Below are 14,244 nucleotides of genomic sequence, written 5' to 3'. Positions count from 1 at the left end.
TTAGCTGCAGGTAGCCGGAACCTGGACACGATGCGTGTCGCCCTCGATGCGAGCCTGAAGTGTCAGCTGGCCCGTCGGGCACCCACCGGGAAGCTTCCACTCGTGCCAGGAGCCGCCATGGACATAGTGGAGCGAGGCGCCCTGGATTTCGACCGGAGCGTTAACCCCGTTGCTTAGAGCCAAACTAACCATACGCGCGGATTGTTGACCGAGGTTTGCGACGCGCAGAGTATCTCCCTTCACCGACCAGTCGAGCTGAGCGGGAGCAGCTGTGGCGCGGTCTACGAACAAGGGAATGGTGAAACGGATGCGCGTCATGGCCGTGCCGCTCTGTGCGAGTTCGGGATCGGGTAGCTGGTCGATCGCGACGCGGTAGCGGCGCTCTCCTGCAGGTGGCAGCGCGCGGCGCTGGACGCGGAAGAACTGTGTCTTACCCGGTTCGATCACCACGATCGCGGGAGAAACCAGTACATCGGTTGTGGGCGCATAGACGTCTTCCCCATCCGTCTGCGTCCAGCCGAAGGCCCTCACCTGAATACCGATCGGGCGATCCGAGGGATTGATGACCCGAAGTGTCTCGTGCAGTTGCTCGCCATCCAGCTCGAGTCTCAGCGGGGCCACGGTGACCCGCGCGGAAGGAGCTTTCGAACCTATGGTAGATTCGTCCTGCGCATGCGTCGAAGAAGCCAGAAGGGCGAGCGACAGCGCGGCAAATACGGATGCGAAGCGTGCGTACATTGTGGCAACCCGATTTGTGGCCGGCGGGCCGAAGCCCGCCGGACGAGGATCAGAAGGTGATCGTGACAGCAACCGAGTCCGAATAGGTGTCGGCAGCGACATTGGCTGCGGATGCCGGAATACGGCCGCCAATGGTGAGCGTCTGCGCGGAACCGTTGCCGGTGCCGGCGGCAACCGCGTTGTTGACCGCGAGGATCGTACCCGAGGCCGGAACGCCGAGATAGAGGTTATACGGAATGGTGTCGGTGCCCGAACCGGCCATGTAGCGCTGTCCGGCAACAGCGTTGCCACCTGCTCCCATGGTGACATTGTAGTCCGAACCGTCGGTGCAGGTGAGCGACATCGAGGTGCTGGTGTCGTGATCGGCACCGTTGAGCACGCCCAGGCCAGTCCAGGCCAAGGTGGCATCGCTGACTTCGCACGATTCGATGACCTCGGCGGTGACGGTCAGAGTGGACGAGTTGGTGGCTGCAACGGCGGGCGTCGCAACGACCATACCGGCACCAGCGGCGACCAGAATAATCTTACGCATGTGATTGATCTCCTAAACCCAGTTCCAAGCGGGTGATTCGGTAAATACGTAGCTCGCGTATAGATTCGGTTAAGCGCCAGTGTTTCGAAGCGGGTGCAGGGAGCTGAAAAGGCCGGAATTTTCAGCCAGAACTGCTTTCTCCTGCAGTTAATGGCGATCTCGTGCAGCAGCTCAGAAATCGATAGTTACAGTGACGTTGTCATCATATCGACCGGGGACCGCGGCACCGTTGAAGGTGAGCTCGCCATACACCGTATAGGTGACCGACCCGGTCGAACCCGAGTTTCCTTGAACCCGTCCGGACCGCTGATCGGTCCAGCGGCGCGAGTAGCCTGGGTCCGAATAGAGACTGTAGCGCATGTAGCCGCCATTCACGGAGTTGCGCATCCGGCGATTGATCCCCTGACTGTGCAGTCCCCGGTCCATCGATATGGCGAAATCGAGATTGGCCGTGCATTGCACATCGACAGTTCCCGACGCCCGTATCTCCCCGGCCACACCGACGATCAGGCCGAATGCAACATCCGTGGTCGAAAGCGTGCACCCATCGACGATGGCTACCGACAGCTCGAGATCACCGCTATTCTGATGCGATTGCGCCTCGGCGGGCGATGCCGCGCAGACCAGTGCAAAACCGACCGGTATCGAACTAAGGCGGGAAAGTTGAGACATCTCGGATCCGTAAGGACCCGTAGTACTGCGTTAGGGTAAATAAACGCTTTCGCTGCCTAGCAGGCTCCGAGAAAGCTAGACATCCCCGCCTGTAAGTCTCTGACAGATAAGGTCTAATTGGTCGAGGGTCCGGTACCGTATGGTGACGCTACCGGTGTTTGGCGTCACGTCCGTGGTAATCTTCACCGGCATGCCGAGGAACTCTTCGAGGTGCCCCTGCACTGCCGCAATATCCGCATTGTCGTCTACATCGAACTTCTCGGGGTTCTCGGTCTTGCGGGATCGGTCCTCGCGCGGCTTGCGCGTCAGGGCTTCCATTTCGCGTACCGACAATCCTTCGGATACCGCTTTCTTTGCAAGCTCCGTTGCCTCCTCGCGCCCGATAAGCGCGCGGGCATGCCCCATCGACAGCGAACCATCGGCGAGAAACGCAAGCACTGTGTCCGGAAGAGCCAAAAGCCTTTGGAAATTAGCTACATGGCTTCTCGATTTGTCGACCAGCTTGGCGATCTCCGCCTGCGTCATACCCTCGTCTTCGGCGAGCTTGTGATAGGCCCGCGCCTCCTCGACAGGGTTCAAATCTTCGCGTTGCAGGTTTTCGATGAGCGCGAGCGCCATGACCTCGCGCGGCTCAAGTTCCCGAACTAGCGCAGGAATATCGTGCAAACGCGCCTTCTGTGCGGCACGCCACCGGCGTTCGCCCGCGACCAGGCGATAGCGCCCCGCCCCGAGTGGTGAGACAATAATCGGCTGGATTACGCCCCGCGCGGCGATCGACGAGGCGAGCGCGTCGAGGGCGTCTTCATCGAAGCGGGTGCGCGGCTGCCCGGGAAGTGGTTCGATATCTGCAACCGGAATGGAAGCGAGCCCCCCGGATACCGGCGCGGCGTTCGCAGAGCCCGGAGAAGAGGTCTGGTCGCGAGGCGTATCGCCTTCGCGGACCAGCGGTTCCTCGCGTCGGGTTTCGCCGAGAAGCGCACCCAAACCTTTGCCCAGCTTCTTCTTGCGATCGATCGGTCTGGCTCCCGCGTCTGCCTGGCTCATGCTGCTTTCCTGTTTTCGGGCAAGCGCCCGATGAGTTCCCGGGCAAGGCCGATATAGGCGCGGCTACCCGGACAGTTATGGTCGTAAACGAGTGCCGGCATACCGTGGCTGGGCGCTTCGGACAGCCGCACATTGCGCGGAATGACGCTTTCGAACACGAGATTGCCGAGACAATCGCGAACGTCATCGGCGACCTGATCGGTCAGACGATTGCGACGATCGAACATCGTCAGCACGACGCCGACAATGCCGAGCGATGAATTGAAGCCCTGTTGCACCCGTTCGACCGTCTGGAGAAGCTGGCTCAATCCCTCGAGCGCAAAAAATTCGCACTGAAGAGGGACCAGAAGCGTATCAGACGCGCACAGCGCGTTGAGTGTCAGCAGGCCCAGCGATGGCGGGCAATCGATGAAGCAGACATCGTATCCGGCGAAACCACCGCGAGTTTGTTGATCAAGTGCATGCGTGAGGCGCGCCGTTCGATCGTCGACCGAAACCAGTTCGACTTCGGCGCCTGACAAATCCTGCGTGGCGGGAATGATGTCGAGGCCGGGAATTTCGGTCGGCTGGGCGCATTCGGCCAGCGTAGCCTGATCCAGCAGCAGATCGTAGCTTGTGTTCTCGCGCGCGGCGCCCGGAATGCCGAGCCCGGTGGAGGCATTTCCCTGCGGATCGAGATCGATAAGCAGGGTTTTCCAGCCGGTCGCGGCCATAGCGGTAGCGATATTGATCGCGGTGGTGGTCTTGCCCACCCCACCCTTCTGGTTGGCGATCGCGATGGTAATCATGCTTTAGCGCTCCATTGTCCGCGGCCGACGACGATCCCAGCTTCCGGATCTGTCCGGGATTGTTCCACGTGAAACATATTCCGGCGATTCTTCGGTAATGCCCGCACTTCTTGCGCTGCCGACCGCCCCTTGGGCAACACCCAACACGTATCCTTTGTGGAGAAGCGTGCGGATAATGCGAGCAAACGATCCAGCGGCGCAAAGGCACGCGCCGAAATGACACCGGCGGACACGGATTCGACGCTTTCCAGCCGCCTCCCCTCGACCTGACAATTGGTCAGCTCCATCGAGGCCACTGCCCGTTCCAGCCAGTCAACCCGACGCTTCCTGGATTCTATAAGTATTACAGATATTTCCGGCCGCATCGCGGCGATCACCAGACCGGGAAAGCCAGCGCCGCTGCCCAAGTCCAGCCACGGGCTCGACGGTTCGCAGAACTGGAGCAGTTGAGCCGAATCGGCCACGTGCCGTTGCCACACCGTGCCGAGAGTCGCCTTTGCCACCAGATTCTGAAGCTCATTCTCCCGCGCAAGCTCTTCGATAAGAATGTCCAGTCGCGCAATCGCCGCGTCTCCAGCGAGATCGGCCACATAAGAGCGCGCGTCGCTCTCCGTAGAAATCATGCCGCCGCCTTGCTTAGCTTGCGCGAATGGACAAGCACAGCCGCCAGCGCCGCCGGAGTGATGCCGCGTATCCGCCCCGCCGCGGCCAGCGATTCCGGTTTCGCAAGCGACAGCCTCTCGACCATCTCGGTCGACAGACCGGGCACTTCGTCAAAGGGGAAGTCTGCAGCCAGAATCTGGGCTTCGCTGGCGCGCAGATCGATCAGTTCCGCATTCTGGCGAGCCAGATATGGGGCGTAGAAAGCATCCTCGGCCATTTCCACGGCCAAAGGATCCGAGGGATCGACCCCCTCCATCCACCGATCCAGCGCTGCAAGATCGGCATGCCCCGCCGCGATCCATTCCGCCGCTGCGCGCGGTCCGGCATCCCGTTTCACGTGAAACCCCGCGTCCGCCAGTGTCTTCGAATGGATGGGCGCCGCAAAGGATTCAGCGTATCTCGCGCGCCGATTCTCCCGCGCCTCAAACCAGGTCGCGCGCTCATGCCCGACGATTCCGCAAGCCATGCCAAGAGGGGTCAATCTTGTATCGGCATTGCTCGCCCGCAGCCGCAGACGGTACTCGGCGCGGGACGTTAACATCCGATAGGGCTCGGTAATCCCCTGCAAGGTCAGATCGTCGAGCATCACGGCAATATAGGAATTGGCCCGATCGAGCGTGGCCGCTTCGACACCCAGAATGTCGGCTGCTGCGTGCATGCCCGCAACAAGCCCCTGTGCAGCGGCCTCCTCATATCCGGTCGTGCCATTGATCTGCCCGGCGCAATAGAGACCGGGAATGGCATGAAGCCCTAGGGCGGAGCTGAGAGCGCGCGGATCGATATGATCGTATTCGACGGCATAGCCGGGAACGGCCATCTCTACGCGAGACAGGCCGTCCATTTCCCTTAGCATTGCCAACTGTACGTCAGCCGGAAGCGATGTCGAAATCCCGTTCGGATAGATCAGTTCGGTGTCCAGGCCCTCCGGTTCGAGAAAAACCTGATGTCCGTCGCGATCCCCAAACCGGTGGATCTTGTCTTCGATAGAGGGGCAGTAGCGCGGCCCCGCGGCGCCGATTGCGCCGGAAAACAGCGGAGAGCGATGCAGATTGGCGCGAATGATATCATGCGCGCGTTCGTTGGTGCGGGTGATCGCGCAGAATATCTGCGGGTTGGCCCGCCCCTGCGAAAGCGCGCTCATCGTCCACGCTTCATCATCGGACGACTGCTCGTCGAGAACCGCCCAATCGATCGTCCGCCCGTCGAGCCGCGGAGGCGTCCCTGTCTTGAGCCGCCCCATGGGCAGCTCCGCCCCGCGCAACTGAGCCGCCAAACGATGCGCAGCGCCTTCGCCTATCCGACCGCCCTCGAACCGCTCCTCACCGCGAAACAGGACGCCGCCGAGAAAGGTCCCCGTACACAGCACGACCGCGCGCGCGGCGAGCCGATCGCCGGAGGCCAGCTCCAGCCCGGCGACTCGCCCACCTTCGAAACGGAGCGCTGCTGCTTCGCCTGCAACGAGTTCCAGCGATGGTTGTGCACGCACCACGCTCTGGACCGCGCGATGAAACAGTTTCCTGTCCGCCTGCACGCGCGGCCCCCAGACGGCACTGCCCTTCGACCGGTTGAGCATACGGTAGTGAATCGCGGCGGCATCGGCAGCCCGGGCGATCACTCCGTCCAATGCGTCGACCTCGCGAACGAGATGGCCCTTCCCCAACCCGCCGATTGCCGGGTTGCAGCTCATCGCTCCGATCTTGTCGATCTCGAGCGTGACCAGGCCCGTCCGCGCGCCCATGCGGGCGGCAGCGCAGGCAGCTTCGACGCCGGCATGACCGCCGCCGACGACAAGGATATCGAATTCGAGCATTTGGCGGCGCTTTACCCGAGGCCCAGCCGGGCGTCAAAGCGCATGTTTCACGTGAAACACTACTTGCCAATACAGAACCGTCCAAACAGGGCATCCAGCATTTCTTCGGTCGAATCGCGCCCTACCAGGCGGTCCAGAGCCCGGCGCGCATTCCTGAGATCCTCCGCCACGACCAGCATGTCGCCCTTGCCACCAACGGCATCAAGGCTGTCGGCTGCAGCCAACGCCCAGTCACGCTGACGCCGATTGAACGCGAGACCGTCTACGGGAGGCAGTGCGGCGCGACCTCTTTCGACCAAAAGATCTGTCAGTCTATCCAGCCCGGCACCGGTTACAGCCGAAACTTCCAACGCATCGTCGGAGGCAGCGCCGAGATCGGACTTGGAATGAATCCGTATAGCGCCATCCGGACGATCTTCGGGCATGCCGAGCCAGAGCACGATTTGACCCGCTGCCACTTCGCGGCGCGCGCGCGCTATGCCGATTTCCTCGATTTCTCCTGCACCGGTGTCGCGCATTCCCGCGGTATCGACCAGGACAAATGGTACTCCCCCGATTGCCAAGGGCCGCTCCAGCACATCCCTGGTGGTCCCTGCCTGAGGGGTGACGATGGCTGCCTCGTCTAGCAATAATGCATTGAAAAGAGATGATTTTCCTGCGTTTGGCGGCCCTGCGAGCACCACCCGTATGCCATCCCTGAGTCTCTCGGTGGCAGGTCGTTCGGCGATCGAGCGAATTTCGCTGGCCAGCGCATCCGCATCCTGTGCGAACGAACAAGGGAGGCTCGTCACATCGTCCTCGTCGGCAAAATCGATCACGGCTTCCACCGATGCCGCCAGCCCCAGGACGCGGTCTCGCCAAGTTTCGATCCGCCGCGACAACTCTCCGCCGGCAGAGCGCATCGCCCCTCTGCGCTGCAATTCGGTTTCAGCTGAAAGCAAATCCGCAAGACCTTCCGCTTCCGCCAGATCGATCCGCCCGTTCGCGAAGGCACGACGGGTGAATTCGCCCGGCTCCGCCTCGCGCAAACCCGCAATCTCTCCGAGCGCTGCAAGCACGCCTGCAATGACCGCCCTGCCCCCGTGGCAATGCAGCTCGGCCAGATCTTCGCCGGTCGCAGTGGCCGGTCCCGGAAACCAGAGCACCAGCGCGCTGTCCAGCTGTTCGCCGCACCGATCCCGCAAGGTCCGCAATCGCGGCGAGCGCGAAGGCGGAAGATCGCCCGCCAACTGCGTCAGCGCCTCTGCTGCCCCCGGTCCGCTTATCCGGACAACCCCGATGGCAGCCGGCGGCGCGCCGCTCGACAAAGCGAAGATCGTATCGTCCATTGCGCCGCGGCGCCTCAGTCGTCGTCGGAAGTCTTGCTCTGCGAGGAGGTGCGCGCAGCACTGGCGCCTTCCATGAAGCTCTGGAACAGCTTGAACCCGGCCTGCCCCATCGGGGCGAGCTGCTTGGCATATTCCTGCAACTGGTCGGTGTTGTTCACGCCCTTCATCGCCTTCGACATCATATCGACATAGACCGCGTTGGCCTTGCCGACATCGGGCAGGCCCATGAAGCTGCGCGCCTCTTCGGGCGTGCAATCGATTTCGATATGGACCTTCATCGTGCTTCCTCCGTTATGATGTGCGAGACCTATCTGGGTTCACATCACGCGTCATGCAAGCATAAGACACCAGCGAAACGAGGAAGCCATAAGCCCATGAGCGAAACTGTCACCATCTCGACCCTGTCCGGCAATGACAAATTCGGGGCCTATGTCGCCCGCCCCGCCAGCGAACCGAAAGCTGCGATCCTCGTGATCCAGGAAATTTTCGGCGTGAATGCCGGCATCCGCCGCAAGTGCGACAAGCTGGCCGAAGACGGCTACCTCGCAGTCGCGCCCGACCTCTTCTGGCGGATCGAGCCGGGGGTCGAGCTCGATCCGGACGTGGAACCGGAGTTCCAGCGCGCGCTCGACCTGATGGGCAAATTCAATCAGGATCAGGGCATCCGCGATATCGAGGCGGCCATTCATTATATCCGGCAGAATGAAGGCGTAGGGAAGGTCGGGGCCGTGGGATACTGCCTCGGCGGCCGCCTGGCATTCATGACCGCAGCGCGGACCGATGCGGATGCCGCGGTAGGCTATTACGGTGTCGGGATCGACGGCCTCCTGCGAGAGAAGCACGCCATCGCCCACCCCGTGATGCTGCATATCCCGACCGAAGACGGTTTCGTCGACAAGGATACGCAAAAGGCGATGCACGATGGCCTCGACGACCATCCCAAAGTTACTCTCTACGACTACGAGGGTCTCGATCACGGCTTCGCGACCGAATTCGGCAAGCGCCGCAGCGAGGAGGCTGCACAACTGGCCGACAAGCGCACGGCGGAATTCTTCGCCGAGCACCTGGGCTGATGCGCAACCGCGCGCAGATGCGCGAATCGTCAGAGCTGTTCATGCGGTTCGGCCCCACCCTGGTCGTGGCGTTGCTGACCGCACTATTTGCCATGGTCGAATGGTTGCGATGGGGCCTGGTCTTCACCATCCCGCTGCTGCTGCTGGCGATCTACGATTTCTTCCAGCGACGGCACACCTTGCTGAGAAACTATCCCCTGCTCGCCCATGTGCGCTGGCTGATGGAAGATCTGCGGCCCTATGCGCGCGCCTATTTCGTCGAGGGCGACCTCGAGGGGCGACCGTTCAACCAGCAACAGCGGGCGCTCGTCTATGCCCGCGCCAAGGGCCAACTCGACAGCCATCCTTTCGGTACCGAGCTGGATGTCTATTCGGACGAATATGAGTGGCTGGCCCATTCGATGGTCCCGAACGACCGGGCGCCCCCGGAATGGCGCGTGGATGTCGGTAGCGAACAATGCTCGAAGCCCTATTCCGCATCGCTACTCAATATATCTGCCATGAGCTTCGGTTCGCTATCAGCCAATGCGATCATGGCGCTCAACAAAGGGGCTGCGGCGGGCGGCTTCTATCATGATACGGGCGAAGGCGGCATCTCGCGCTACCACCGCTCGCATGGCGGCGACCTCGTGTGGGAAATCGGCAGCGGATATTTCGGCTGTCGCGACGGCAACGGCTCGTTCGACCCGGCGCGATTCGCCGACAGCGCGCAGGACGACCAGATCAAGATGATCGAGATAAAACTCAGCCAAGGCGCGAAACCGGGTCACGGCGGCGTCCTGCCCGGAACCAAAGTCACCGCGGAAATTGCCGAAGCGCGTGGCGTAACCATCGGGACGGACTGCATCTCCCCGCCCGCACATGCGACTTTCTCGACCCCCACCGGAATGCTCGAATGGGCCGCGAAGCTGCGCGATCTTTCTGGGGGCAAGCCCGTCGGGATCAAACTATGCGTCGGCAAGCCGCACGAGGTCTTCGCGGTGATGAAAGCCATGCGCGAAACCGGCATCAGGCTGGATTACATCGTGGTCGACGGGGCCGAGGGCGGGACGGGAGCGGCACCGATCGAGTTTTCGAACCGCGTCGGCATGCCCCTGCGCGAAGGGTTGATCCTGGTACGCAACGCGCTCGTCGGCAGCGGTTTGAAGCCCCAGGTCAAGCTTGCCGCGGCGGGAATGGTCCATTCGGGTGCCGGGATGGCGATGAACTTCGGCCTTGGCGCCGACTGGTCCAATGCCGCGCGCGCCTTCATGTTCGCGCTGGGCTGCGTCCAGTCGATGAAATGCCACACCGATGCGTGCCCCACCGGCGTAGCCACGCAGGATTCGACGCGCCAACGCGGCCTCGTCCCGATGCAGAAGGCCGAACGCGTCGCCCGGTTCCAGCGCCATACGCTGCATTCCTTCCGCGAGCTGGTCGTCGCGATGGGGCTCGATAATCCCTGGCAGATTAACCCGCATCTCATGTCCGAACGGATCAACGGCGCGCAATCGGACAGTCTCGGCCGGCTCTACGACTTCCTCGAGCCCGGCCAACTGCTCGACTCGCCCGATAGCACGCCCTATGCCAAAGCCTGGGCCGCCGCTTGGGCGGATACATTTGCGGAGGCGGGATGAGCGCGGAACTGGGCCTGAAGAAATGGCATGAGGTGATCGAGGGCGGCAATTCGCCCGACGCGCTGGCCGCGATGATCCATGAAGATGCGGTGTTCCATTCGCCTGTGGTCCACACGCCGCAGGTCGGTCGACCCATCGTCGTCGCCTATCTCTCCGCTGCGGGCCAAACGCTTGGCAATGCCAGCTTCGAATATGTCCGCGAGCTCGTCGACGGCGAGAACGCCATGATCGAGTTCCAGACCACAATGGACGGCATTCATGTCAACGGCATCGACCTCATCCGTTTCGACGAGAACGGCAATATCGTCGACTTCAAGGTGATGGTGCGTCCCCTCAAAGCCGTAAACAAGGTGTGGGAGCAGATGGCGGCGCAGCTCGAACGTCAGAAGGCGTCATAAACGTTCCAAGACGAACGCTGCGCGCTCCCGTGCCGAAATCAAGGGCAGGTCGATCAGATCGTATCCGAAGTGCTTCCACGCCCGGGTCACAGCCTCGTCGCTGGCCACGGCTTCGTTCCAATCCTGTATCCGCTCATCGTCGGGTGAATAGATCGCACGCCACGGGCGAGCCCTGAAGACCGGGCCGTCGAAAACCAGCTTCCGACAGACCCGGTCGAGTCGGTCGGAAACCGCCAGGCCTTCGACCCACAGAAATCCGACAATATCCGCAAACCCGCGATCGAACACGGTCGAGCCGCCTCTGCCGTCACAGTCCCAGGCTGCCAGCTGGGCGTCCAGCATGCGGTCCGCGAAACCCAGCGGATCGCTTACGCGCAACGCCATGCCGCCACTCGATTGCAGTATGCTGCGAGCCACTTCCGGAACCACTGGCACCGCCTGTGCCGCAAGTTCTGCCAGCAAAGTCGACTTTCCCGCGCCCGGTGCGCCAGTGATGGCAGATCTCCGGACGGCGGGCATGACGACCGAACTACTACTGGTTCATCGTCGCGAAGAAGTCCTCGTTGGTCTTGGAATCCTTCATCTTGTCGAGCAGGAATTCCATCGCATCGACCGTGCCCATCTGCATGAGGATGCGGCGGAGCACCCACATCTTGGACAGCTTGTCCTTTTCGACCAGAAGCTCTTCCTTGCGGGTGCCGGACTTGCCGACGTCGAGCGCGGGGAAGATGCGCTTGTCGGCGACCTTGCGGTCGAGCACGATTTCGCTGTTACCGGTGCCCTTAAATTCTTCGAAGATGACTTCGTCCATGCGGCTGCCGGTATCGATCAGCGCGGTGGCGATGATCGACAATGAGCCGCCCTCCTCGATATTACGTGCCGCGCCGAAGAAGCGCTTCGGGCGCTGAAGCGCGTTGGCATCGACGCCGCCGGTCAGCACCTTGCCCGAGCTGGGCACGACGGTGTTGTAGGCGCGGCCGAGGCGGGTGATCGAATCGAGCAGGATCACGACGTCGTGCTTATGCTCGACCAGCCGCTTGGCCTTCTCGATCACCATTTCCGCGACCTGCACGTGGCGGTTTGCGGGCTCGTCGAAGGTCGAGGAGATAACCTCGCCCTTCACGCTGCGCTGCATGTCGGTAACTTCCTCGGGCCGCTCGTCGACCAGCAGTACCAGCAGGAAGACTTCGGGGTGATTGTCCGTGATCGCCTTGGCGATGTTCTGCAGCAGCACGGTTTTACCCGTACGCGGCGGTGCGACGATCAGCGCACGCTGGCCCTTGCCCTGCGGCGAGATGATATCGATCACCCGGGCCGACTTGTCTTTCACGGTCGGATCGAGCGTGTCGAGATTGAGCTTCTGCTCGGGATAGAGCGGCGTGAGGTTGTCGAAATTGGTGCGGTGACGGACCGCTTCGGGCTCGTCGAAATTGACCTTGTAGAGCGTGGTCAGCGCAAAATAGCGCTCGCCTTCCTTCGGCGCGCGTATTTCGCCTTCCACGGTATCGCCGGTGCGCAGGCCCCATTTACGGACCTGGTTCGGCGAGACGTAAATGTCGTCGGGCCCGGCAAGATAGTTGGCTTCGGGCGAACGCAGGAAGCCGAAGCCATCCTGCAGCACTTCGATCGTGCCGATGCCCATGATCTTTTCTTCGTATTCCTCGTCCTCGGCGAGCTCGCGAAGAATGCAGAACATCAGGTCCTGCCGGCGCATCGTCGATGCGCCTTCGACGCCCAGCTCTTCGGCCATCGCGACCAGGTCTGCTGGGGTTTTTTCTTTCAAATCCTTGAGATGCATATGTTTTTACTCGGTATTCGGGTTCGGATGGCCGGCGGATCGGTATGGGCTTGGAGAAAGCGGACCCAGCCTCACAGGAATGGAGGCCTGTAGCCGGTAGGTGGCGTGCAATTACGACTGCGCTGCGAAGGCGTCAATTGACAATGCGACGTGTCGTTTTCTGTCCGGTTTCAGGCGCCGGCGGCGTCTCGTCCCTGGCCCGGAACGTCAGAACGGTTTGACGACGACCAGTACCACGATGATCGCCAGGGCAATGCCGGGAAACTCGCCCCAGATGCGCAACTGTTTCTCGGTCATCGGTCGTTCGCCCGCGATCATCTTCCTGGCGCGGGCAACCATGATGCCGTGGAACGCGGTCAGAAGCACGACAAACAACAATTTGGCGTGAAACCACCCCTGGTCCCACGCACCGATCGACATGGCCAGCATCAGGCCCAGGACCCATACGACGATCAGGCTCGGCGTAAGGATCACCTTGCGCAACAGGCCCATTCTGGTCGCCCACAGCGCCGCTTCCTCGGAATCGGGCGCTGCCGGGTGCAAATAGATCATCTGGCGCGGCAGCATGAACAGCCCGGCCATCCAGAACACCATGAAGATAATGTGGCCGGCCTTGAGCCAGTAATAGGTCATTGCGAGCACATCCTGCATTGCACGATCATGTAGGGATCGCTCACGCCTCCGTCACCCCTTGAAACCGCGCACGGTGGCAATCAGGCGCTCGACATGCCCGATCGGCGTGCGGCGGTCGATCCCGTGACCGAGGTTGAAGACGTGCGGTCGATCGGCAAAGGCCTCGAGGACGTCCCGCGCCCGACTCTCCAGCCGATCGCTACCGGCGAGCAGCAGCAAGGGATCGAAATTTCCCTGAACCGGCATACCGGCGGGCAGTTCCCGTGCGACCCAGTTCGGATCGAGAGTTTCGTCGACGCCGACCGCCTGGACGCCGGTTTCGCGTGCATAAGCGGGCAGCTTCTCGCCCGCCCCCTTGGGAAAACCGATCACCGGCGTTGCGGGATGACGTTCGCGCAGAGCTGCGACGATCGCCGCATTGGGTGCGATCACCAACCGTTCGAACTCGTCCGGGGCAAGACTGCCCGCCCAGCTATCGAAGAGCTGGACCGCTTCGGCACCCGCCTCGATCTGTCCGGAGAGATATTCGATCGTCTCCGTGACGATCCGCTGCAGGATCGCGTCGAGCTTCGCCGGGTCGCGATAGGACAGTGCACGCGCCTCGTGCTGATCGCGACTGCCCTCGCCCGCGACCATGTAGGTCGCAACGGTCCACGGGCTGCCCGCAAAACCCAGCATGGTCACCGTTTCGGGAAGGCGCTGGCGGCACAGGCGCACCGTCTCGTAGATCGGTTCGTAACGCGAAGGATCGCGCGTCAACGCATCGAGCGCGACATCGACCAGTCGCGGCGACAGCTTCGGGCCCTCGCCGGCGAGAAATTCGAGATGCTGGCCGATCGCGTGGGGCACGATGAGGATATCGGAAAACAGGATCGCCCCGTCGAAGCCGAACCGGTCGATCGGCTGCAAGGTGATCTCGCAGGCCGCCTCGCTGTCGTAGGCCATGGCGAGGAAGCCGCCCCTTTCCTCCCTCAATGCCCGGTATTCGGGCAGGTAACGCCCTGCCTGGCGCATGAGCCAGAGAGGTACGCTTGTCCCGCGCTTACCGTTCAGCGTGTCGAGAAGGAGACCGGGCATCGATGGGTCCAATCCAATAAATAATTATATTTATAATAGGGTTGAAGGAGTCTGTTGGCCCTGTGGATTTCAGG

The 14,244-nt window shown here is 61.9% G+C and carries 16 protein-coding genes; 3 read left to right on the top strand and 13 right to left on the bottom strand.

The annotated features are described in order from the left end of the window. The 9 genes from K3174_RS06885 to K3174_RS06845 all read right to left on the bottom strand — a co-directional run bounded on the left by K3174_RS06885 (nt 1) and on the right by K3174_RS06845 (nt 7,853). Nucleotides 1–738, bottom strand: coding sequence for a fimbrial biogenesis chaperone (locus K3174_RS06885; protein WP_221557211.1), 738 nt, complete (start codon nt 736–738; stop codon nt 1–3). 49 nt (nt 739–787) lie between these two features. Further along, nucleotides 788–1,270 (bottom strand): Csu type fimbrial protein, encoded by a 483-nt coding sequence (locus K3174_RS06880; protein WP_221557209.1) that lies wholly within the window; start codon nt 1,268–1,270, stop codon nt 788–790. A 171-nt stretch (nt 1,271–1,441) separates the two neighbouring features. Then, complete coding sequence (locus K3174_RS06875; RefSeq protein WP_221557207.1) at nt 1,442–1,942, bottom strand: Csu type fimbrial protein; 501 nt, start codon at nt 1,940–1,942, stop codon at nt 1,442–1,444. Nucleotides 1,943–2,017: 75 nt separating this feature from the next. Continuing rightward, nucleotides 2,018–2,986, bottom strand: coding sequence for a ParB/RepB/Spo0J family partition protein (locus tag K3174_RS06870; protein ID WP_221557197.1), 969 nt, complete (start codon nt 2,984–2,986; stop codon nt 2,018–2,020). Further along, the gene (locus K3174_RS06865) at nt 2,983–3,774 is read right to left on the bottom strand and encodes a ParA family protein (protein WP_221557194.1); all 792 of its coding nucleotides are present in this window, start codon (nt 3,772–3,774) and stop codon (nt 2,983–2,985) included. Before K3174_RS06865 ends, K3174_RS06870 begins: the two co-directional genes overlap by 4 nt. After that, nucleotides 3,771–4,397 carry a 16S rRNA (guanine(527)-N(7))-methyltransferase RsmG gene (gene rsmG / locus K3174_RS06860; protein ID WP_221557192.1) on the bottom strand — a complete coding sequence of 209 codons (627 nt, stop codon included), beginning with the start codon at nt 4,395–4,397 and terminating at the stop codon, nt 3,771–3,773. Before rsmG ends, K3174_RS06865 begins: the two co-directional genes overlap by 4 nt. Then, entirely contained in the window at nt 4,394–6,247 is a 1,854-nt protein-coding gene (gene mnmG / locus K3174_RS06855; protein WP_221557190.1) for a tRNA uridine-5-carboxymethylaminomethyl(34) synthesis enzyme MnmG, read from the bottom strand. The genes rsmG and mnmG overlap by 4 nt, the downstream gene beginning before the upstream one ends. A gap of 59 nt (nt 6,248–6,306) precedes the next feature. Next, nucleotides 6,307–7,575, bottom strand: a complete 1,269-nt coding sequence (mnmE, locus tag K3174_RS06850; RefSeq protein ID WP_221557188.1) for a tRNA uridine-5-carboxymethylaminomethyl(34) synthesis GTPase MnmE — start codon at nt 7,573–7,575, stop codon at nt 6,307–6,309. Between the two features lie 14 nt (nt 7,576–7,589). Beyond that, nucleotides 7,590–7,853, bottom strand: coding sequence for a DUF6489 family protein (locus K3174_RS06845; protein WP_221557186.1), 264 nt, complete (start codon nt 7,851–7,853; stop codon nt 7,590–7,592). A gap of 96 nt (nt 7,854–7,949) precedes the next feature. Between K3174_RS06845 and K3174_RS06840 the strand changes: the two genes are divergently transcribed. The 3 genes from K3174_RS06840 to K3174_RS06830 are packed head-to-tail and all read left to right on the top strand — an operon-like array spanning nt 7,950 to nt 10,662. Then, nucleotides 7,950–8,648, top strand: a complete 699-nt coding sequence (locus K3174_RS06840) for a dienelactone hydrolase family protein (protein ID WP_221557184.1) — start codon at nt 7,950–7,952, stop codon at nt 8,646–8,648. Beyond that, a complete protein-coding gene (locus K3174_RS06835; RefSeq protein WP_221557183.1) occupies nt 8,648–10,264 on the top strand; it encodes an FMN-binding glutamate synthase family protein in 1,617 nt (538 codons plus the stop codon). Before K3174_RS06840 ends, K3174_RS06835 begins: the two co-directional genes overlap by 1 nt. Beyond that, entirely contained in the window at nt 10,261–10,662 is a 402-nt protein-coding gene (locus tag K3174_RS06830) for a nuclear transport factor 2 family protein (RefSeq protein WP_221557181.1), read from the top strand. Before K3174_RS06835 ends, K3174_RS06830 begins: the two co-directional genes overlap by 4 nt. Here K3174_RS06830 and K3174_RS06825 read toward each other — a convergent pair. The 4 genes from K3174_RS06825 to hemE form a co-directional block, all read right to left on the bottom strand. Further along, nucleotides 10,657–11,181: an AAA family ATPase gene (locus tag K3174_RS06825; RefSeq protein ID WP_221557179.1), complete on the bottom strand. Its 525-nt coding sequence runs from the start codon at nt 11,179–11,181 to the stop codon at nt 10,657–10,659. The two genes, K3174_RS06830 and K3174_RS06825, sit on opposite strands and share 6 nt — an antisense overlap. A 13-nt stretch (nt 11,182–11,194) precedes the next feature. Beyond that, complete coding sequence (gene rho, locus K3174_RS06820; RefSeq protein WP_221557178.1) at nt 11,195–12,460, bottom strand: transcription termination factor Rho; 1,266 nt, start codon at nt 12,458–12,460, stop codon at nt 11,195–11,197. Nucleotides 12,461–12,667: 207 nt separating this feature from the next. Further along, on the bottom strand, nt 12,668–13,111 hold the full coding sequence (locus K3174_RS06815; RefSeq protein WP_221557176.1) for a CopD family protein: 444 nt from the start codon (nt 13,109–13,111) through the stop codon (nt 12,668–12,670). 33 nt (nt 13,112–13,144) lie between these two features. Further along, the gene (gene hemE, locus K3174_RS06810) at nt 13,145–14,170 is read right to left on the bottom strand and encodes a uroporphyrinogen decarboxylase (RefSeq protein ID WP_221557174.1); all 1,026 of its coding nucleotides are present in this window, start codon (nt 14,168–14,170) and stop codon (nt 13,145–13,147) included. Nucleotides 14,171–14,244 lie beyond the last annotated feature (74 nt).

Origin of the sequence: Qipengyuania qiaonensis, from assembly GCF_019711515.1 — a bacterium.
Taxonomy (GTDB): Bacteria; Pseudomonadota; Alphaproteobacteria; order Sphingomonadales; family Sphingomonadaceae; genus Qipengyuania; species Qipengyuania qiaonensis.
The sequence above is the reverse complement of the archived record's forward strand: the minus strand, read 5'-3'. Positions and strand labels throughout refer to the sequence as shown.